Origin of the sequence: Flavobacterium sp. EDS (assembly GCF_020991525.1) — a bacterium.
GTDB lineage: Bacteria > Bacteroidota > Bacteroidia > Flavobacteriales > Flavobacteriaceae > Flavobacterium.
This window is the reverse complement of sequence record NZ_JAJMOZ010000006.1, coordinates 132,979-152,841: the sequence shown is the minus strand read 5'-3', so window position 1 is coordinate 152,841 and position 19,863 is coordinate 132,979. Positions and strand designations below refer to the sequence as shown.

The following is a 19,863-nucleotide window of genomic DNA, read 5'->3' as shown; positions in this document are numbered from 1 at the left end:
TATGTTAAGGATAAGAGTTCAATTTATGTAAAAAACAACATGATAATTATTCCTTTATAATTAAAGATCTGCTAGGGAAATTATTTTGGAGTATAGCGATGATTAAAGAATACAAAAAAAAGAATGTTAAAATGTAATTGGTTTATTTTGTGCGATTTAGATTTCTTTTTTAACTGTTAAGAACAAAGAGGTAATTTATTGTTTTTTACCTTTTTTCTAGAAATCATTGACTTTATTTTAATGTTTTTCTGAATTTGGTAATAATTATTCTTAATTTAATTTGCTTTATAAAAAAAATATTTGTTAAATTTGAACAATTAATTAACACTTTAAAAACCAGTAGCCTATACAGTAAAATTACTTTTTTAGATAATTACCCAAATTTCAAATTAAAACTAAAAGGTAGTATTATGGCTAATCTGCAAACTGCTGACGCTCTATTGGTGAAGAACTATGTTGAAGGTAACGAAAGTGCTTTGTCAACATTGATAAAAAGACATGAATCAAAGATTTATGGATTTATATATTCAAAAATAGCCGATAAAGATATATCAAATGATATTTTTCAGGATACATTTATAAAAGTAATCAAGACTTTAAAAAGTAATTCTTATAATGAAGAAGGTAAATTCTTGCCTTGGGTAATGCGTATATCGCACAATTTAATAGTAGATCATTATCGAAAAACTAAGAAAATGCCAATGTATAGAGAAACCGAAGAGTTTTCGATATTCTCTATTATGTCAGATGATACACTAACAATTGAAAGTAAAATGATTGTAGATCAGGTTGAAGTCGATTTAAAAAAGCTAATAGAAGAACTTCCTGGTGATCAAAAAGAAGTACTGGTTATGCGTATGTATCAGGATATGAGCTTTAAAGAAATATCTGAAGTTACAGGGGTTAGCATCAATACGGCCTTAGGTAGGATGAGATATGCATTAATGAATATTAGAAAAATTATAGAAAAACATCAAATTATTTTAACTAATTGATATACTAAATCGAGTAATAGGCCGTTGTTATATAAATAAACAATTATTAGCATGGCAAAAATTTACTCAAAAAAAGTAGCAGTTACTACAAACTTAAAACCCAACAAAGAAGTCGTTTCTTTTATATTAAGTTACTCACAAGCATTAACAGTAGTAAAAATTGACGAGAAGAGTTTTGAGATTATAGCTAATTAAACAGCCCACAACAGTTGTAGGATGTTTTGAAAGTAAATGAATTAATCAAATTGGTCGTTTGATTAAAAAATCACTAAGTGCAATATGCAATTAGTGATTTTTTTGTTTTTTAGAAGCTTGACTTTCATAATAATCATCTATTACTGATTTCCTTCCAATGGTTTTTGTAATGATGTCTTTGTCAAGATCCCAGCCTCGGGCAGGCGAATATTCTCGGCCATACCAAATAATTTCAAGATGTAAATCGTTCCAGACTTCTTCAGGAAAAAGTCGCTTGGCATCTTTTTCGGTTTGAGCAACATTTTTTCCGTTAGATAAATTCCATCGGTACATTAATCTATGAATATGAGTATCTACAGGAAATGCAGGAACACCAAAAGCTTGAGACATAACAACACTAGCTGTTTTATGACCAACAGCAGGTAGCTCTTCTAGATATTCGTAACTCTGAGGTACTTCGCCACCATGTTTATCAATAAGGATTTGCGATAAACCATGAATACCTTTCGATTTCATAGGTGATAAACCACAAGGGCGGATAATATCACGAATTTCTTCAACAGACATTTTTACCATATCATAGGGATTATCAGCCTTTGCAAATAATAAAGGCGTAATTTGGTTCACACGAACATCAGTACATTGAGCTGATAGCAATACAGCAATTAATAAAGTATATGGGTCTTTATGGTCGAGAGGCACAGGGATAGTTGGGTATAATTCTTTTAACGTATTTATAACAAAAGTTACCCGTTCTTGTTTATTCATTTCCGTAAATTTAATCCCGTAAAAATAGTACAATTTTGGAATTATAAATTGTTAATTATCAATTGTTAATTTTGAGAATCTAAGTAAGTCTAAAAAAATAAAAAAATGACAACATTACAAATAGGAGATAAAGCACCAAATTTTTCAGGAACAGATCAAGACGGCAATACACATAAATTAGCTGATTACGCAGGGAAAAAATTAGTAGTTTTCTTTTATCCAAAAGCAAATACACCAGGATGTACAGCCGAGGCTTGTGATTTAAGAGATAACTACGAGCGTTTTCAAGCCAATAATTATGCATTATTGGGAGTAAGTGCCGATGCGCAAAAAGCACAAGCTAAATTCAAAGAAAAATATGACTTTCCATTTCCGTTATTAGCCGATGAAGACAAATCGGTAATAGAAGCATTTGGAGTTTGGGGTCCAAAAAAATTTATGGGAAGAGAATATGACGGAATTCATAGAACGACGTTTGTAATCAATGAGGAAGGAATTATAGAAGATATTATTTCAAAAGTGAAAACCAAGGAACACGCAGATCAAATCTTAAAATAGAGGTTATAGTTTTGGTTTTTAGAAGATCTTTGTCAAAGTTCAAAAACTTTGACAAAGATTAACACTCGTTTTTAGTTGTTAAGGCTTAGAGTTTATTCTCCATCTTATCATCCTGAGCGGAGCCCAAGGGCAGTATTGCAATTGTTTAGTATATAAAATGTATTTTACATATCAATCTCACGATATCCTTCAAGAACAAAAAAAGCACCAGTTATAAAACTGATGCTTTCGTATTTGAAAATATTTGAATTTTTGTCTCTCAGTAACTTAGCTACTTAAAAAAGACTAATTTGATTCTTTTAAAATTCTATTAGGCTCGTATCCAAATAAGTGATGCTCTTTAATAATCTCAGCAATACCTTTTGGAAGCATAGGTTCCCATCCTGGTTTTCCTTGACTAATCATTTTTAGTACTTCTCTAGAGAATACTTCCAGAGTATGTGGATCAAAATCAGCGACATCAATTACTTTTCCATTAAATTTAAAGAACTTGTACAATTCTTTCATTCTAGGATGAACTTTTAAGTTGGTCGAGTTCATAATTGTACCATCTTCGTCAATCATTGGATACAGGAATACTTTCATGTCACGGTAGAATAGTTTTCCGAAAGCTTCAAGTATTCCACCACTTAAATGGCGGTAGTATTTCTCATCAAAGATGTCGACTAAATTGTTAACTCCCATTGCCAATCCCATTCGGGCTTTGGTGTAATTAGCAAAATATTCAACAACTTTATAGTATTCTTGGAAGTTTGAGATCATTACCGTTTGCCCTAATGAACAAAGCAATTCGGCTCTATCCATAAAATCGCGTTCGTCGATTTCTCCATCAGAACGAAGGTTAGATAGAGTGATTTCGAAAATTACCAGTGTATTATCTTTTTCGACTTTGTTTTCTTCGAGAAACATTTTTAATGATTTCTCATACATATCCATATTAACCTTAGTTACAGGGCGAAAACTCCCGCGTAAGGCTAGGATATTCTTTTTGTATAAAATGGCGGCAGGAAGAATGTTTTTTCCTTCAGGATTGAACATAACGGCATCGGTCATTCCGTTTTTAACCAATTGTAAACTAATCAATCGATTATCTACATCGGCAAATCGAGGGCCAGAAAAGTTAATGGTGTCAATTTCAAGTTGATCTTTGTCAAGGTGATCGTATAAATAACGAAGCAATCTTTTAGGATCATTATATTTATAAAATGCTCCATAAATTAAGTTTACTCCAAGAATTCCTAATGTTTCTTGTTGTAATCGAGCATCAGTTTCTTTAAAACGAATGTGAAGAATAATTTCGTTATATGCTTCATCAGGCTCAATCTGGTATCGAATTCCAACCCAGCCGTGGCCTTTAAATTGTTTTGCAAAATCGATTGTTGCAACAGTATTGGCATAACTAAAGAAAAGTTTTGTAGGGTGCTTTTCTCTACTTAAACGCTCTTCAATTATTTGCCCTTCAAGAGTTAACATTTTTTTTAACCGCTCTTCAGTTACATAGCGTCCATCACTTTCAATTCCGTAAATGGCATCACTAAAATCTTTGTCATAAGCAGACATCGCCTTTGCAATTGTTCCAGACGAACCACCAGATCTAAAAAAATGCCTTACAGTTTCTTGCCCCGCACCAATCTCTGCAAAGGTTCCGTAGATATTTTCATTTAGATTTATGCGTAGTGCTTTGTCTTTTATGGATGGTATCTGAGCGATGACTTTGTCACCCTTAAGTTTTATTTCTATACCCATTTTATTTTAAATATGGCTGATTTGTTACAAAGTTAGTAAATTAGGCTTCTAATGAAAGATAATTAATCCTATTTTTGTAAAAAAATAAAGTACAATTGAAGGTATATTTTTTAGGCACAGGTACATCTCAAGGCATTCCGATAATAGGGGTTGATCATCCTGTATGCAAAAGCACTGATGCTAAGGATAAAAGACTTCGGGTGTCTATTTGGATTAGTTGGGATAACCATTCATATGTTATCGATTGTGGTCCCGATTTTAGACAACAGATGCTCGCTTGCAACTGTCAGAAATTAGATGCAATTTTATTTACGCATGAGCATGCCGATCACACTGCAGGTTTGGATGATATACGTCCGTTTAATTTTAGACAAGGCGAAATGCCAATTTATGCACACCAACGTGTTATAGATAATTTAAAAAGACGTTTTGATTACGTATTCGAAACTGTAAATAAATATCCAGGAGCACCATCAGTTAAAACAATTGAAGTAATTAATGATGAACCGTTTGCTGTGGGAAATAAAATAGCAATCCCAGTAAATGTTATGCATGGTGATCTGCAGGTTTTTGGTTATCGAATAGACGATTTTGCTTATTTAACAGATGTAAAAACCATAGAAGATGCTGAAATTGATAAATTAAAAAATCTAAAAGTATTAGTGATAAATGCATTACGTGTAGAGCCACATGATACCCATTTTAATTTGCAGGAAGCACTAGATTTTATAACTTTGGTTCAGCCAGAAGTGGCTTATTTAACACATATTAGTCATGTATTAGGATTTCATGAAGAAGTACAAAAAATGCTTCCTAAAAATGTTTATCTGGCATATGATAATTTAGAAATCACAATTTAATTATATTTTAAAAATGAAAAAATCCTTATTGCTTTACCTATTTATCATTGCTATACTTATGAATATTTTTACCTATATGTTTTATAGTAAAGAAGTAAAGTTTGAGCAGGAACGTTATGTTAAAACGACCAAAAAACTTAGAGATAGTTTAGATTTAGTAGAGAATAAACTAAATGAAGCCAACTATTTCTCATTAGAGAACAATCAAAACGCACAAAATTACTTTGACTCGGCAGATGCTTCAAAAACAATAAAATACGAGCAATTAATTCCGATGGTTACTGAAAAATTAATGGATCTTAATGCTAACCCAAAAGGGAATCCATATACAGGACATGACCAAATAGGAACGAATAAATTTATTATTAATAAAGTTAAGGTATTAAACCACAGATGGATTATTGCCGATTTTAGTGATGGAGAAACATGGGGAGAAGTTTTATTGAAGTACTTTATTAATAATGATGGGAGCGTAACTTTTGAAGTAAATCAGTCATTATTATACCAAAAATAAGATTCACTAACTGTTTAATAATTGTAACAACTAAATAAATAGAACCTATGAAAAAAGTATTTTTATTTTCGATTATTATTGGGCTTTCATTTTCTTGTGCTAAAAAAGTTTCACAAGATGAAACTACTAAAGTGACTACTGAAGAAACAAAACCAGAGCATATTGTGGGAGGAGACTCAGATGCCCATGGATGTAAGGCTTCTGCAGGTTATACTTGGTCGGTTGTTAAAAACGAATGCGTGCGATTATTTGAAGTAGGTACTAAGTTAGAACATGCTAAAGATGGTAAAACGTATTCTACTGTTGCTTATGTTATTTTTGAAAAAGATGGAAACAAAGCCGAACTTTTTCTAGATACACAAAAAGAACCAATTATGTTAGAACGAAAAGCCGAAGGAGAACCTTGGATTAATGGTGATTTAGAGTTAATTCCTTGGAAAGGTTATGTACTAAAACAAGCTGGAAAGATTATTTATACTGGCGAGTAAATAGAAACTATACAATAAAGGCGAGAAGTAATTCTCGCCTTTATTATTTATATAAATATGTTGTTTTTTCTGCCACTCCCGATAGCTATCGCGATAAAAAAGATTATAAAACCTTTGCGAGCTTTGCGTGATTCTTAGCGATTAATTAAATATTCTGTTTTATAAAATCTGTAGTAACGACTTGAGCAAATTCTTCGTTTAAGCTAGCAAGTGCAGTTTCATGAATAGTGTCAGCGCTAAATTCTTGACCATTTAGCCCTTTTTTGTTAAAAGTGGCTGTAGCATCAGAAATTAAAAAGGTATTGTAACCAAAATTCCCAGCCATTCTTGTCGTTGTCGATACGCAATGATCGGTTGTTAAACCTACAATAACAAGTGTATCAATTTTATCATGATCAAGTTGTCCTTTTAAATCGGTACCAATAAAAGCACTGTTTACATTCTTCTGAATTATTGTTTCTCCAGCTAGTGGTTTAACGATATCCTTAAATGTGTTTCCAGGATTTGTTTCGTGTAATAATGAATTTGGATTAGAAGAACAATGTTGGATATGAAATATCGGTAGCTTATTACTTCTCCATATTTCAAGAAGTTCGCCAGCATTTTGTTCAGCATTTAAATTATTGCGTTCTCCACCCCAATATTCTATATTGTCAAAACCTTTCTGAATATCAATTAGGATTAATGCAGGATTGTCAAGTTTAGATAGTTTCATTTTTATATTTTTAAATGGTATTGTAATGCGCTATTTCTCTTTTTCAAGCTCAGCTAGTTTTTGTTTCGTTTCAGCACTTTCCTTGTTGATTAGTAACGTTTTTTTGTAATTGCTTATTGCATTGGTTTTATCGCCTGTTTCTTTGTAATAATCTCCCATAGAGTCATATACATTAGCGCTTTGTGGATAGTTTTTTACATTTAGTTTAAAAAAATACTCGGCTTGAGCTAAGTTTTTTCTACCAAGTGCCATATATCCGCATTGATTAATAGGAGCTTCAGGAGGAAGTATTTTATACCCCATTTTTCCAGATACATTTTGATAATGTTTTTCAATTTTAGTAGGCAATCCCATCCCTGTATCCATTAAATCAGTAATAGTTAAGTCTAGATTATAGAAATCAAAAATGAATCTAAGTGCGTCATATTCGGCAATAAACGGAACAGAACCATGACTGTCTTTATTATAATATTTGTATTCAAAGTTTAATTCATTTTGTTTGTTCTTTTTTAAATCATTGGCTAAATCAAATATTGAACGAATATGTCTTGTAACTTGAGTAGTATCTTTTTTTACTCTAAGAGTGTCCATTCCAGCTTCCATCGTATTGGCAATACCTAAAAATAAACTGGTGTTTTTGAATTTTTTCTCAGCAAATACTTTTTTGCTTTGTTCTAAAAATTTCTGTTTGTCCCACCACATACTAGGATCGATAGAAACATAAGAATTAAATAAATTGGTATGATTTGCAAGTGTATTTATCGCTGTTAAACCACCAAAAGAATGCCCAATCAACATTTTGTATGGCGCCGTAGGGTAATTTTTTTCAACGTATGGCATTAATTCTTTTTGGATAAACGCAATAAAGTTTTCATTTCCGCCAGTAGTTTTACTAGCTTCACTAGTCATCATTGGTAAATCTGATTCGATATGAGTAGGAGTTAAATCACGAGCTCTGTCGGTATTGAGTATTCCTACTACAATCATTTTTGGGCAAATTGTATTACCGTTCATTGTACTTAATTGCTCAGTCATACCAACAACCGAAGTAAAATGAGCATCACCATCTAATAAATAAAGTACAGGGTAATGTTCTGTCTTTTCTGTGCCTTTGGTATAACCACCAGGCACATATATCCAGATTTTTCGGTCTTCATTTAATATCTTAGAATGTACAGTTTCAATCGTGCCAATAGTAATCTTGTTATCGGATTGTGCTTTTGCTAAAAATGTAAATCCAATAAAAAGTAGGGAGAATAATAGTTGTTTCATAGTTAGTTAGATCAGTTTACTGGTTAGTCTTATTCTTTGTTATTTGTTACAAGATGTACAGTTTAAAGATAAGGTGATTTATTATAAAAAGGAAAAATGTCAAAAGTGAATAGTTTACCTCCAACCGCGTTCTAGAATTGTCTCATTTGCTATTTTATCAACTTCTTCAATGATTTCACCTTTAGTAGGATTCATCGCAATTCGTATAATTTCATCACGAATAAATTTATCATTTGTTATTTTTCCAAAAATTGATATTGTCCAATATTTCCAAACGTCGTCATTAGTTTCAAAAATGTCTAAAATTTCTTTAGATATATCTCCATTGATACTCCCTAAATATTCCGAAACTGGTTTTGCAACTGGCCAATTACAATCTTGAAGCCACTCAAGTAATTCGGGAATAATGGATTTTAATTCAGAATAAGAGTAGTTTTTTAAGTTTTCGGCTCTTTCTATATCATGTTTATCTTTTGGTATTAAATCTGTTGTATTCACCTCCATTTTTATTATTTTATTCATTAAGACATTGCTATCGTTGTTGACTAAGATATTGTTTAACAAAAAAAGGATTTAAATAAAATATTTAAATCCTTTGTATTTGTTTGATTTTAAGTTTGTTATTTTAAATTTAAAGATGTAATAATTTAATAATGTTGATAGAAATCGAAGTTATAAATTGAAAACTTTTTAAGTAATATAAATCACTTATTATAGAAAGAACATAAGGTACAACTTCATTAATAGATTCAGAATTCCTAAAATGAATAATACTTTCCAGTATTTTTTAGAAGTTTGAAAGTTTGGATCTTTAGTGTTTTTTATAAAAAGACCAGCAGCTATTAATATTGCTGGTAGGATAAAATCCTTTAAATCGTTTATTCCCATTATTATGTTTTTATACTGAAAACTGTGACTGAATATTGTAAATGTAAACTATTGCGCCAACCAATTTTTAAAATCAAAGAAGTTCTGAGGAGCAACTCCATGGCCAACAGGATATTCTTTATAGGTAACAGGAATATTTAGCTTTTCTAAAATAGCAGGTGTTTTTCTAGCCCAATCAATAGGGATTACCTGATCTACAGTTCCATGAGAAGCAAATATTTTTAAGTTTTTGAAGTCGTTTTTCTCATAACCATCTTTAATGATTTCGTCATTAAAATAGCCACTCATTGCAACTACTCTCTGAATTTTTTCAGGATAAGAAAGTGCAGTTGCGTAACTTAAAATTGATCCTTGGCTAAAGCCAATTAAAGTTACGTTTTTTGGATCAATTGGGTAGTTTGTAGTTAATTCATCAATGAAATTTGCAATTAAATCACGTGATGTTTTAGCTTGTTCATTATCAGAAAATTTGTTTTGATCTGCATCAAAATTAATTGCGTACCAAGCATAACTATTGTATTGTAAGTCATAAGGTGCTCTTGCAGAAATAACGTAGTAATTATCAGGAAGTTCGGTTGCAAAAGAGAATAAGTCCTCTTCGTTGCTACCGTATCCGTGAAGTAATAGTAATAATGGGTTCTTGTCTAAGATAACTTTTGGTTCTCTTATTTTATATTCTAAAGATAAATTCATTTTTTTAATGGTAAATAGTGAGTTGTAAATGGTGAAATAAAGTTGCCAGTTTTTAATTTATAAATCAAAAACTAACCAATATTTTTAAACCATTTTTGAAAAAGTGCACCTACTAAAGGCACAGGTTTTGTTTCGCCTTTAATAGCGCTAAAAATACCGTATGTCCATAAGATAGAAATACAAATCCACATTGGGAAAGTAATCATGAAGCTGTCAAAATTACTGATTATAAGTCCGAATGAGATAAATGTTAGCGATAAACCTAGTGCTTGACGTATATGAAAAGAGGCAAAGCTATTTTTATTTTCAGAGTTCATCGACATCGCGATTAAAACACCAATGATTAATATATAACTGGTAATAGCAGGAGTTTTTCCTTCTTCGATTGAGTTGTTCATTCTTGTGTTTATATTTATTTTTCTAATACCAATTGATTCTGATTTACAATTCCGTAGACAGAACCTTGCAATTGAGTACCTAAAAAGGCTGAATTTTTAGACTTAGATAAGATATTCTCTTTTGTAAAAGTAGTTTTTCCTTCTGGATTGAATAAGGTAATATTTGCTTTAGAACCTTCGGTAATTGTATTGTTTTCGATACCAAAAACTGATTTTCCTAATGTTAGTTTTTCGATTACAGTTTCTAAAGGCAATACAGTTGTTAAAGTACCAAAAGCACTTTCTAGACCAATAGTACCATTTTTAGCCATATCAAATTCCATTTTTTTGAATTCAACATCAATTGGATTATGATCAGATGTAATCATATCGATAGTTCCATCTAAGACACCTTTAAGTAATGCTTGTCTGTCTGTTTCAGTTCGTAATGGAGGCGTAACTTTAAATCGAGTGTCAAATCCTTCTAATTCTTCATCGGTTAAAACCAGGTGATGTACAGCAACACTAGTTGTTACGTTTAACCCTTTTGCTTTAGCGTCTTTAATTAATTGAACCGATTTTGCTGTCGAAATAGTCGGGATATGAAGTTTTCCGCCTGTATATTCCAATAAAAATAGGTTGCGGACAATTTGTAATTCTTCGGCAAGATCAGGAATTCCTTTTAAACCTAATTTAGTTGAAACAATTCCCTCATTAGCAACACCATTTCCTTTAATGTTTTGATCTTGCGAATAAGCAATTACTAAGCCATCAAAATCCTGTACATATTGCAATGCGATTTTAAGTAAATTGGCATTGTCAAGGCTTTTATTATAATCACCAAAAGCTATAGCTCCAGTTTTCTTCATGTCGAATAATTCGGCCATATCTTTTCCTTCGCTAGCTTTTGTTAAAGCTCCGATAGGGAAAAGTTCGGTAGCAAAACCATTGGCTTTATTTTTTACAAAATTCACTTGCGATTGGTTATCGATAATCGGGTAGGAGTTGGGTTGTAAAGCAATAGCAGTAAATCCGCTTTTTGCAGCTACGTTCAAACCATTTGAGATCGTTTCACGGTCTTCGTAGCCTGGTTCTCCAAAGGAAACGCTACTATCAAACCATCCTTGCGATATATGTAAATTATCGAGTTTTATCTCGTCGGCATTTTCAGTATTAGGAAGTGAAGTTCCTATTTGTTCGATTAAACCATCTTTAATTAAAATATCTGCAGTCTTATTATGAAACGGACTTTTAGAATCTATAATTTTTGCTTCACGGATGATTATTTTCATATGTAGATAAATTTATTTTAATTGAAATAATTAAGTTTTAAAAGCATTAAAGCTTAATTTGTTTGAACCATGAATAAAGAAGAAACTTAACTTTCTTAATATCTTAATGGTAAAAAAATCACTTCACAAACTTAATAATTGCTATTTCTAATGCTAAAAATAACAATGCAAAGATAACAAACCATTTCCAAATCTCATTGTCAGTTCGCTCTGTTTGCAAGGTGTTAAAAATGGTCGAAATAGTATCGGCAGTTTTGTAATCAGAGATTAGATTTGTGTTAATCTGACTCAAATCACTTTCGCTTCGTTTGTAATTAAAACTCACGTTTTCTAGTGCTTCTTTTTTATTATAAATGGTATAATTACCAGCTTGTTCCGGATAATCGTTGAAAACGATTTTTACTTTATTATTTAAAATCTGTTGGATTGGGATAAATTGTTCATCAACACCTCTTACTTCTAATATAGCATCTTTAGATAATAATGCTTCAACAAAATAAGGCTGATTATTACCAATGATTATTGCGTTTATTCCAGATTTTTGATTGTTTTGTGCCATTTTATAAAAAACGGGAACAATTAGCGGCGATTGCTGAAAATTAGAATTGATATTGTTTATAGGTGCTGAAAAAATAGAAACTGCCGAAACTTGATTTTGTATCGAAGTTAAAAAAGCACTTTGATCCTCATAAGACAAAGCCGATGCATAAGAACTTGTAATTGGAAATGAATTTTTTGTTTTTGGATATTGGAAGTTCTTGATTTTATTTTCGAAAACACCTGAGAATATTGGGTGATCAAAGTTGATTTTGGTAATCAGTTTTTCTTTGTTTTCAAGAGCCTTCATTTCTATTTTACCAAAATTTGATAAAAAGGTATTCATATTGGAAACAGCCATTTTCTCTGATGGAATTATAATAACATTTCCGCCTTTGGAGACAAATGATCTTAAGGTTGTTTGTAATGCTTGTGGGATTTCATCTAACTCGTTCAGAATAATTGCATCTTGCTTATCTAGGCTATTGTAATCAAGGGAGCGAATGTCAGAATTATGATAATTGAATTCTTCAGCTGTATAAATTCGAGATAAAAAATTACTTTTTGCAGGATCTCCAATACTGATCACGTTAGTTTTCTTAGTTTCAGAAATACTAAAATACAATCGGTTGTCGTATTCTAAACCATTATCTTCGATAGTAACATAACCATGAAAAGCTTGTTTTGGAATGGTGAAGTTGACTTTTTTCTTTTTAGTATCAAAGTTTACAATAGTCTTAGCGATTAGTTTGTCATTATTGAATAAAGACATCGAAATAGGTTTGAAATTCTCACCGTATCCAGATAAACTAATACCGATATCGTAAAAATTATCTAGAGTTTGATTGATGAAAACACTGTCAATTGCTACATTGTTTTTTTGTTCCGCTTTTGATATTATAAAATAAGGATTATCATCGAACTTACTATTTTTTAGTTGTTTTTCATCTAGCCCAACTGCATCTGTAATAATGATGATATCCTTTTTAAAGGCCGATTTACGAGCCTTAACCTTTGCTATTATGTTATCTAGTTCAAAAGGAGTGGCACTGTATTTTAGGCTCTGTAATGAGTTACGAACCGATTTTATATCGGTGTTCCAATAGTTTTCAGTGTTGGTAAGTAAAGAAAATGAAGCGTTCTCTGGAGTGTTTTCTAGTAATTCCTGAACAGCACGTTTTAGTAATTCACCTTTTTTTCCTTTTGCCTGCATACTAAATGAATTATCAAGAATAATATACATTTCGTTATTGGCATTTTTGCTGTCTTTAGCAGTAAAAAATGGTTGAGCAAAAGCAAGAATCAGACAGGTAAGTAATAATAAGCGAGTAGCTAATAATAGCCATTTTTTTATTTTTGAACTTTTTCGAGTTTGAATAGAGAGTTTTGCTAAAAGTCGAACATTAGTGAAATATGACTTTTTGAAACGTCGTAATTGAAATAAATGAACCAAAATTGGAACTATCAATAAGAACAGAAAGTATAAAATTTCGGGATGTTTAAAATGCATTCTAAAGTTTAGTTTACTTCACTGATTTTATTTTCAATGGAGCTCATTGAATTTTTCGTTTGTCAAAAATACAAATTTACAGGCAGTTTTAACTGAAGTTGTTATATTTTTTCGAACTGCTAAATAAATCTAAACGATTATGGGGATATTATGTATTTTAGCATTTCAATAAAATTTTTACAAATGAAAAAATCGTATGCCGTTTTGCTTTTAATTTTATTCTTTACAGGAATTCAGGCGCAAAACAAAGTTAATCTGTTGGTAGGAACGTATACTAATAGTTGTGATAGCAAAGGAATTTATGTGTATGAATTCGATACCAATTCGGGCGAGTCTAAATTAAAAAATACTTCAGAAAGTACAGTAAGTCCAAGTTATTTATCTGTTTCTGCCGATAATAAATTTATTTATGCAGTTAACGAAAATGGGGCAGAAAGTGCTGTAAGTACATTTGGATATGAACCAAAATCTGGTAAAGTTACTTTTTTGAATAAACAAAAAGCGATGGGGGCAGATCCATGTTATTTAATTAATGATGGTGAAAATGTAATTACTGCCAATTATTCAGGAGGAAATATTTCGGTATTCAAAAAGACTGCAGAAGGTCTTTCGGAAGCAAAACAAGTGATTCAGCATACAGGAAAAGGAGTTAATACACAAAGACAAGAAGGAGCTCACGTGCATATGGTTTATTTTTCACCAGATAAAAAATATGTTTTGTCAAATGATTTAGGTCTTGATAAAGTTTTTATATACAAATACAATCCAAAATCTAAAGATGAAGTTTTGATACTAAAAGGAAGTGTAGATGTAAAGGCAGGAAGTGGTCCAAGACATTTAACATTCAGTAAAGACGGAAAGTTTGTGTACTTAATCCAGGAATTAGATGCTACTCTAACTACTTTTAGCTATGACAAAAACGGAAATTTAAAATTAATTGCAGAGACAAGTATTCTTCCTAAAGATTTTAAAGGAGGAACAGGAGCAGCAGCTATAAAAATATCACCAGATGGCCAGTTTTTATATGTATCAGATCGTGTCGATGCTAATAATATCTCAGTTTTTAAAATTCTTAAAAGCGGTGGTTTAGAATTGCAAGAGCAAGTAAGTACGTTAGGAAAAGGACCAAGAGATTTTTCTATCGATCCTACAGGGAATTTCCTTTTAGTAGGGCATCAATACACAAATAATATTGTGGTTTTTAAAAGAGACAAAGCTACAGGTAAACTTACTGATACCGGAAAGAGAATTGAGTTGTGCGCGCCAGTATGTTTGGTGTTTACGAAAAATTAATTTAAAGGTTCAAAGGTTCAGAGTCACAAAGGTTTCTCTGTCTTGTGCGTAAAATATAAAAGGCTCAAAGATGTAAAGTTTCAAGTTATTAACTTAATTCTACATCTTTGAGCCTTTTTGTTTACTTAGAATCTCAGCAGTTTAGTAGCTAATCTTTGAGCCTTTGTAACTCTGAATCTTTGAACCTAAAAAGACTTATTTATTCTTATCTTTTCTTTTCTTATCTCTTGTTTTTAGCATGTTTCTGTTAACAGATCCGTGCGTTTTCTTTTTAGTTTTAGAAGGACCTCCCAAATTGACTTTTTTATTCTTTTTGGCTTTATCATGAAAAGCTCCATCTCCATCTAGCTTTTGTTTTTTCATCAAAAACTTAATAGGCTGTCTGTCTTTCTCAGGTTCAATTAATTTTATCGAAACTTCTACTTCTTCAGGGAAATCAGCAATGTCAAGTTCTCTATTCATTAAGACTTCCACTTCTACTTTAAATTCTTCTTCACGAGGAGTAATAAAGCTTATTGCAGTACCAGTTGCGTCGGCACGACCGGTTCTACCAATTCTGTGCATGTATAATTCTGGAAACTCAGGAAGTTCAAAGTTGATAACGTGAGTAATATTGGAAATATCCAAACCTCTCGCCATAATATCGGTAGTTATAAGTCCGCGTAGCGTTCCTTCCTGGAAAGCAGCCATCGTACTCAAACGGTAATTTTGTGATTTATTAGAGTGAATTACACCAAACTGTCCTTCGAAGTCTTCTTCGATACGATCGTGAAGCATATCTGAAATCTTTTTGTTATTTACAAAAACCAAAACGCGACTCATGTCTTCGTTGTTTTGTAATAAATGTTTCAGTAAGTTTACTTTGGTATTAAAATTAGGAACATTGTAGGTAATTTGTTCAATGTTTTCTAATGGTGTTCCAGATGCTGCAAGGGTAACTTCTTCTGGGAAATCAAAAAAGTCATTCAAAACGGCATCAACCTCATCGGTCATTGTTGCAGAGAATAAAATATTTTGACGTTTGGTTTTCATCATTGCCAAAAGCGCTGTTAATTGCGTACGGAAACCTAAATTAAGCATTTCGTCAAACTCATCAATAACTAGTTTTTGAGTTTCATCAAAACGAACTACTGCATCTAATGCTAAATCCATTGTTCTTCCTGGTGTTCCCACCAAGATATCGATTCCTTCGTAAACGGCTTTCTTTTGTGTATTAATATTGACACCACCAAAAATACCCAATGTTTTAACCGACATGTATTTGGTTAATTTCTCTACTTCTTCAACAACCTGAACAACCAATTCACGTGTTGGAACAAGGATTACAATTTTTGGAGTATTGGTTGGAGTAAATTTATATAGTTTTAATAAAGGCAATAAATAGGCAAATGTTTTACCTGTACCGGTTTGTGCAATTCCCATCATATCACGACCGGACATAATTACAGAAAAAGATTTTTCTTGAATAGGAGTAGGTGTAACAAAGCCTAATTCATCAATTGCTTTTTGTACGGATTTAGGAAGATTAAATGTCTCGAAAGTGCTCATTTGCATTAAATTTTGTGCAAAGGTACGTTAAAATAGCGGTTAGTTTACTAAATTCTTGGAATCATCTGATAATTTAAATGTATAACAAGTTAATATTCAGAGTTTAATATGTTGCTAAATACTTAATTCTAACAATTCTAAATCGTATTTTGTTAGGATTAAAGCATTCATTTTGCGAAGATTTAAATTGAATTCTTATTAGTAGTGCCAAAATAAAAAGCTTGTGATTAATAGAAAGATATCTATTTTAAAGTATTGCTTTTTCATATTTATTCAGCCTTAATTTTTAGTAATATTGATACTAATATAAGTACGAAATGTATTAAAAAAATAAAAAGCACCTTTTGATGATTTATATTTTTTTTTGAATATTTTTGGAAGAATGAAATCAGAAGGAATTTTAGGAATTTATCTATAATATCTTAAAAAAAAACAAAAGAAGATTATGAGAAACTTATTGATATTGTTCTTATTTCTTTCAAATATTTGTTTTGCGCAAAAACTGAGTAATTATTTAGGGTTTGATTTAATAACTCATAATTCTTCTATAGTTAGTTTACAGGGGACTTGGGGAATAAGCCAATTGATAGTTAATCCTGATATAACAGAATATTCATTATCTCAGCAAACACTTGATAGATCTGATAATTATAGAAACTATATAACGTTAAATGCCAATCAAACCTTTGTGTGTGGTTATAGTGCTAAGTGCGGAAGTGGTTGTTTTACTAGAATTTTAGGTAAATATAAAATCATAGATGAAAACTACATTTGCTTTTATATTGATAAGATTACTGGTTACGGTGACTGCTTTGGAGACTCTGAGCCAAACAAAGATTTTGGTTTATATTACTATCATAAATTTGATGACGGTTTTCTTCTTTTAAAGAGCACAGGAAGTATTGAAAACGATAAACAAAATATAGAATATCGTAATTTAATTGTTGCTAATTATTCAGAAATTAGAAATTTTGACAATACTAGTCTCACTCATTTGATGAATAGATGCAAACAAACTGACTTAAAAGAAGATTCAGATATCATTGCTTTTTGTATGGCTGAAAACCAAATCAAAGATTATGAGCTATTATATTTGATGAAATCAGATCAATATAAGTCATCGTTTAAGGCTTTGTTAAAAGTCAACGGTGAATTTCGTTATGTAATATATGACGAAGGATCTAAGCAAGTTATTTTATATGATGATAGTCAAATTAAGAATATTGATAGGTTGATTAAAGAAATCAATGATATTAAAACATTAAAAAAGAAATGTTTTAAAGAACCATATGACCCAAAAACAATAACATCTGATAAAAATACAATAACGATATATAAAAAGAAAAAAGAAATTTATAAAATTGTATATGTACAGTATAATCAAAATAGTGAAATTCCTTATACTAAAATTATTTACTTTCAAAATTCAAAACCAATATGTATTGAAAGTCTGAGAAATACAAATGACAAAGAAAATAAACAAATTCCTCAAATGGTAATTTATGTTTTGGATTGGGAAGAGAATAAGGTAGTGAACAAAATAGAAACTGAAACAAGATATATATCGACATCTATTTATAGAGAAAAAATAGTAATTAACCGTATAATGGAAGTAATTAATAAACAGGGCTTATAAATGAAACAAATCTTCTATCTATTATTTTTTTTAGTTTCATTTTTTTGTTTTGGACAGAAAAATTATAAAGTTACCAAAGGTGAACTACAATTAATCAGTAGAAATGCAGGCATCATAATAAAAAAAAGTAATAAATATTATGAGTTTAAGATTAATTATGATTTTGATAATAAAAATTTCAAACTGGAAATTGAAGCTAAATTGAATGAAATTTCAGAATCTGATTTTCAGGATATTAAAAATAAAAAAGATCTTGTTTTCAATAACGAAATAGATTCTTATAAATTAAAAAAATACGATAAATACAAATATATTTCAACTCACAATCAAGACGGCTCTAGTGAATTTTATAAATTCAACAAAGATCTTTATTTTCTTAATGGAGAGTTTTACCCATATTTAATTTTAGATTTTGGCAAAAATAAAAAAATAATATTATTAGAATCAAGAGGAGATTATATAATACCAACAGAATCAGGATTTAAATTTTTATTAAATCATTATAGAGATGAATTCAATATGTATCAAGTAGTTCAATTAAAAACTCAAAAAGCGATTGATATCTATACTGGATATTTTTCTAATTTGAGTAAATATTATAAAGTTGATACTCTAAAAAACAAAAAAGTATTTTTTAAAAATTTATATAATAAAAACATCTTAAAGACTTCTTTTGACTCGATTAATTTTAATCACCATTTTATAGTTGGCTATAGTGGGGAGAAAATCAAAATTTATAATTATAAATTTGACAGACTTACTCTTTCCAATGTCCAATCGATTAAATTAGAAAAAAAATTCCCTAATGCACAGATTATACAGCATAATACTTTAAAAAAAATTAACTTATTAGGGGAAGAATATAAACGAGGTGATGGACCTTTTAGCGTTAATCTATCATTTCAATTTCCGGATAACAAAGTTGAATTTAAAATATTTAAAGAAAATCAAAAATTTTACATTTCAGGAGATTTTAACGAGCTAAAAACTCATGAATATAAACCTGTTAGTTTTGGAGGTTATTATAAATCAGAACTTTATCATACTTCTGAAATTGAAGATATTGAGTATCATGCTGAAGGTGATATTTATATAACACTAAAAACAGAAAGTGGATACTTGAAAAAAAGACCATTTTTGATATGGTTAAAGTTAAAAAATGGAAAATATAGTTTAAATATTCTTGATTACTTGTTAAATGAAAATCCTAGTGAAGAAGTTAAAAAGATTAATGATGAATTGCCTAAAAACTTAGATTCGATTGCAAGAATTAATCAAGATATATATATAATCGAAAAAAATGGTTTTTATACCTACTTCCCAATTGTAAGAGAGATTAAGTATAAAAAAATAGAAAAATTTCAAGATAATTATGCCCGTTTTGAATTGCCAAATGGGCAAAAGGGATGGTTGGATTTAGATGGAAAAGAATATTTGGATAAATAGAAAAACGGATATAACATACTGGAAAAGATTGGGAATTTAGTTGGACTTATAATTAATCTATAGTAGTATAACTATTGACTAAAATGGATTGGATAAAAAAAAACATGAAAAAATACATTTTTAAATTTTGGTTACTAAACTTTTTATTGACTGCTATATTATTCTTAATTTATTATGTATTGGCTTTTACACAATTAAAATCAAACAATGGGAATTTGTTTGAAATCATTTTAGATTTCTTATTTACACTCTTTAATTTATATTACATATTAGCATATTCTATTGTAATGATTGTTTTTTCAACAGCTTTCTTTCTGAATTTACAAAAGACCATTCGAGCCAATAATTTCTTATCATCATTAACTTTTATAGCCATACCCTTAATTGCTGTGATTTATATTCTAATTGATTTATATCCTTATAATTCTTTTGTTGTGGTCTGGTGGATTGGTTTTCCTTTGGCTTACTTACTATTTATAATATTTCAATTTTATATATTTAGAAAAAAAATCAATAAACATGAACTGTAGTA

General features: G+C 30.3%; 21 protein-coding genes. 10 read left to right on the top strand and 11 right to left on the bottom strand.

Annotated elements, in window-relative coordinates:
- Positions 1–410 precede the first annotated feature (410 nt).
- Together LPB87_RS10890 and LPB87_RS10885 are read left to right on the top strand one after the other, a co-directional pair.
- The gene (locus tag LPB87_RS10890; RefSeq protein WP_230727906.1) at positions 411–995 is read left to right on the top strand and encodes a sigma-70 family RNA polymerase sigma factor; all 585 of its coding nucleotides are present in this window, start codon (positions 411–413) and stop codon (positions 993–995) included.
- Positions 996–1,046: 51 nt separating this feature from the next.
- A complete protein-coding gene (locus LPB87_RS10885; protein ID WP_164998648.1) occupies positions 1,047–1,190 on the top strand; it encodes a hypothetical protein in 144 nt (47 codons plus the stop codon).
- Positions 1,191–1,280: 90 nt separating this feature from the next.
- Here the strand turns inward: LPB87_RS10885 and nth are convergent, their stop codons facing one another.
- Positions 1,281–1,958: an endonuclease III gene (nth, locus tag LPB87_RS10880; protein WP_129537771.1), complete on the bottom strand. Its 678-nt coding sequence runs from the start codon at positions 1,956–1,958 to the stop codon at positions 1,281–1,283.
- 105 nt (positions 1,959–2,063) lie between these two features.
- On the opposite strand from nth, the gene bcp reads away from it, so the two are divergent.
- Complete coding sequence (gene bcp, locus LPB87_RS10875; protein ID WP_129537772.1) at positions 2,064–2,516, top strand: thioredoxin-dependent thiol peroxidase; 453 nt, start codon at positions 2,064–2,066, stop codon at positions 2,514–2,516.
- Between the two features lie 285 nt (positions 2,517–2,801).
- Here the strand turns inward: bcp and LPB87_RS10870 are convergent, their stop codons facing one another.
- Entirely contained in the window at positions 2,802–4,262 is a 1,461-nt protein-coding gene (locus LPB87_RS10870; RefSeq protein WP_129537773.1) for a TonB-dependent receptor, read from the bottom strand.
- A 95-nt stretch (positions 4,263–4,357) separates the two neighbouring features.
- Here LPB87_RS10870 and LPB87_RS10865 point away from each other — a divergent pair, with 95 nt between their 5' ends.
- From LPB87_RS10865 to LPB87_RS10855, 3 genes are read left to right on the top strand one after another with little or no spacing between them, the layout of a single operon-like run.
- Positions 4,358–5,122, top strand: a complete 765-nt coding sequence (locus LPB87_RS10865; protein WP_129537774.1) for an MBL fold metallo-hydrolase — start codon at positions 4,358–4,360, stop codon at positions 5,120–5,122.
- A gap of 13 nt (positions 5,123–5,135) precedes the next feature.
- Entirely contained in the window at positions 5,136–5,636 is a 501-nt protein-coding gene (locus LPB87_RS10860) for a hypothetical protein (RefSeq protein WP_129537775.1), read from the top strand.
- 47 nt (positions 5,637–5,683) lie between these two features.
- Positions 5,684–6,124, top strand: a complete 441-nt coding sequence (locus tag LPB87_RS10855; protein ID WP_230727905.1) for a hypothetical protein — start codon at positions 5,684–5,686, stop codon at positions 6,122–6,124.
- A 145-nt stretch (positions 6,125–6,269) separates the two neighbouring features.
- Here the strand turns inward: LPB87_RS10855 and LPB87_RS10850 are convergent, their stop codons facing one another.
- From LPB87_RS10850 to LPB87_RS10815, 8 genes are all read right to left on the bottom strand, one after another.
- A complete protein-coding gene (locus LPB87_RS10850) occupies positions 6,270–6,839 on the bottom strand; it encodes a cysteine hydrolase family protein (protein WP_230727904.1) in 570 nt (189 codons plus the stop codon).
- 30 nt (positions 6,840–6,869) lie between these two features.
- On the bottom strand, positions 6,870–8,111 hold the full coding sequence (locus tag LPB87_RS10845; protein WP_230727903.1) for an alpha/beta hydrolase-fold protein: 1,242 nt from the start codon (positions 8,109–8,111) through the stop codon (positions 6,870–6,872).
- Between the two features lie 114 nt (positions 8,112–8,225).
- Positions 8,226–8,633: a DUF5071 domain-containing protein gene (locus LPB87_RS10840; RefSeq protein WP_230727902.1), complete on the bottom strand. Its 408-nt coding sequence runs from the start codon at positions 8,631–8,633 to the stop codon at positions 8,226–8,228.
- A gap of 189 nt (positions 8,634–8,822) precedes the next feature.
- Positions 8,823–8,999, bottom strand: a complete 177-nt coding sequence (locus tag LPB87_RS10835; RefSeq protein ID WP_164998649.1) for a hypothetical protein — start codon at positions 8,997–8,999, stop codon at positions 8,823–8,825.
- A gap of 48 nt (positions 9,000–9,047) precedes the next feature.
- Positions 9,048–9,692, bottom strand: coding sequence for an alpha/beta fold hydrolase (locus LPB87_RS10830; protein WP_230727901.1), 645 nt, complete (start codon positions 9,690–9,692; stop codon positions 9,048–9,050).
- A gap of 71 nt (positions 9,693–9,763) precedes the next feature.
- The gene (locus tag LPB87_RS10825; RefSeq protein WP_129537781.1) at positions 9,764–10,090 is read right to left on the bottom strand and encodes a hypothetical protein; all 327 of its coding nucleotides are present in this window, start codon (positions 10,088–10,090) and stop codon (positions 9,764–9,766) included.
- Between the two features lie 14 nt (positions 10,091–10,104).
- Positions 10,105–11,361 (bottom strand): dihydroorotase, encoded by a 1,257-nt coding sequence (locus tag LPB87_RS10820; RefSeq protein ID WP_230727900.1) that lies wholly within the window; start codon positions 11,359–11,361, stop codon positions 10,105–10,107.
- Between the two features lie 118 nt (positions 11,362–11,479).
- Complete coding sequence (locus LPB87_RS10815; protein ID WP_230727899.1) at positions 11,480–13,408, bottom strand: BatA and WFA domain-containing protein; 1,929 nt, start codon at positions 13,406–13,408, stop codon at positions 11,480–11,482.
- A gap of 183 nt (positions 13,409–13,591) precedes the next feature.
- Between LPB87_RS10815 and LPB87_RS10810 the strand changes: the two genes are divergently transcribed.
- On the top strand, positions 13,592–14,701 hold the full coding sequence (locus LPB87_RS10810; RefSeq protein ID WP_230727898.1) for a lactonase family protein: 1,110 nt from the start codon (positions 13,592–13,594) through the stop codon (positions 14,699–14,701).
- Positions 14,702–14,896: 195 nt separating this feature from the next.
- Here LPB87_RS10810 and LPB87_RS10805 read toward each other — a convergent pair whose 3' ends face one another.
- Positions 14,897–16,249: a DEAD/DEAH box helicase gene (locus tag LPB87_RS10805; protein WP_129537785.1), complete on the bottom strand. Its 1,353-nt coding sequence runs from the start codon at positions 16,247–16,249 to the stop codon at positions 14,897–14,899.
- A 445-nt stretch (positions 16,250–16,694) separates the two neighbouring features.
- Between LPB87_RS10805 and LPB87_RS10800 the strand changes: the two genes are divergently transcribed.
- The 3 genes from LPB87_RS10800 to LPB87_RS10790 all read left to right on the top strand — a co-directional run bounded on the left by LPB87_RS10800 (position 16,695) and on the right by LPB87_RS10790 (position 19,861).
- Complete coding sequence (locus tag LPB87_RS10800; protein ID WP_129537786.1) at positions 16,695–17,885, top strand: hypothetical protein; 1,191 nt, start codon at positions 16,695–16,697, stop codon at positions 17,883–17,885.
- Entirely contained in the window at positions 17,886–19,331 is a 1,446-nt protein-coding gene (locus LPB87_RS10795; RefSeq protein WP_230727897.1) for a hypothetical protein, read from the top strand. It abuts the gene before it with no gap.
- 83 nt (positions 19,332–19,414) lie between these two features.
- The gene (locus LPB87_RS10790; RefSeq protein ID WP_230727896.1) at positions 19,415–19,861 is read left to right on the top strand and encodes a hypothetical protein; all 447 of its coding nucleotides are present in this window, start codon (positions 19,415–19,417) and stop codon (positions 19,859–19,861) included.
- The last annotated feature ends 2 nt before the right edge of the window (positions 19,862–19,863 follow it).

What these genes read in the sequence shown, in the direction of transcription:
- LPB87_RS10860 (WP_129537775.1), top strand. Translation starts at nt 5,136, where the DNA reads ATGAAAAAATCCTTATTGCTTTACCTATTTATCATTGCTATACTTATG.
- LPB87_RS10805 (WP_129537785.1), bottom strand. Translation starts at nt 16,249, where the DNA reads ATGAGCACTTTCGAGACATTTAATCTTCCTAAATCCGTACAAAAAGCA.
- LPB87_RS10850 (WP_230727904.1), bottom strand. Translation starts at nt 6,839, where the DNA reads ATGAAACTATCTAAACTTGACAATCCTGCATTAATCCTAATTGATATT.
- LPB87_RS10790 (WP_230727896.1), top strand. Translation starts at nt 19,415, where the DNA reads ATGGATTGGATAAAAAAAAACATGAAAAAATACATTTTTAAATTTTGG.
- LPB87_RS10855 (WP_230727905.1), top strand. Translation starts at nt 5,684, where the DNA reads ATGAAAAAAGTATTTTTATTTTCGATTATTATTGGGCTTTCATTTTCT.
- LPB87_RS10815 (WP_230727899.1), bottom strand. Translation starts at nt 13,408, where the DNA reads ATGCATTTTAAACATCCCGAAATTTTATACTTTCTGTTCTTATTGATA.
- LPB87_RS10885 (WP_164998648.1), top strand. Translation starts at nt 1,047, where the DNA reads ATGGCAAAAATTTACTCAAAAAAAGTAGCAGTTACTACAAACTTAAAA.
- LPB87_RS10835 (WP_164998649.1), bottom strand. Translation starts at nt 8,999, where the DNA reads ATGGGAATAAACGATTTAAAGGATTTTATCCTACCAGCAATATTAATA.
- nth (WP_129537771.1), bottom strand. Translation starts at nt 1,958, where the DNA reads ATGAATAAACAAGAACGGGTAACTTTTGTTATAAATACGTTAAAAGAA.
- LPB87_RS10870 (WP_129537773.1), bottom strand. Translation starts at nt 4,262, where the DNA reads ATGGGTATAGAAATAAAACTTAAGGGTGACAAAGTCATCGCTCAGATA.
- LPB87_RS10825 (WP_129537781.1), bottom strand. Translation starts at nt 10,090, where the DNA reads ATGAACAACTCAATCGAAGAAGGAAAAACTCCTGCTATTACCAGTTAT.
- LPB87_RS10795 (WP_230727897.1), top strand. Translation starts at nt 17,886, where the DNA reads ATGAAACAAATCTTCTATCTATTATTTTTTTTAGTTTCATTTTTTTGT.
- LPB87_RS10800 (WP_129537786.1), top strand. Translation starts at nt 16,695, where the DNA reads ATGAGAAACTTATTGATATTGTTCTTATTTCTTTCAAATATTTGTTTT.
- LPB87_RS10820 (WP_230727900.1), bottom strand. Translation starts at nt 11,361, where the DNA reads ATGAAAATAATCATCCGTGAAGCAAAAATTATAGATTCTAAAAGTCCG.
- LPB87_RS10845 (WP_230727903.1), bottom strand. Translation starts at nt 8,111, where the DNA reads ATGAAACAACTATTATTCTCCCTACTTTTTATTGGATTTACATTTTTA.
- bcp (WP_129537772.1), top strand. Translation starts at nt 2,064, where the DNA reads ATGACAACATTACAAATAGGAGATAAAGCACCAAATTTTTCAGGAACA.
- LPB87_RS10890 (WP_230727906.1), top strand. Translation starts at nt 411, where the DNA reads ATGGCTAATCTGCAAACTGCTGACGCTCTATTGGTGAAGAACTATGTT.
- LPB87_RS10830 (WP_230727901.1), bottom strand. Translation starts at nt 9,692, where the DNA reads ATGAATTTATCTTTAGAATATAAAATAAGAGAACCAAAAGTTATCTTA.
- LPB87_RS10840 (WP_230727902.1), bottom strand. Translation starts at nt 8,633, where the DNA reads ATGAATAAAATAATAAAAATGGAGGTGAATACAACAGATTTAATACCA.
- LPB87_RS10810 (WP_230727898.1), top strand. Translation starts at nt 13,592, where the DNA reads ATGAAAAAATCGTATGCCGTTTTGCTTTTAATTTTATTCTTTACAGGA.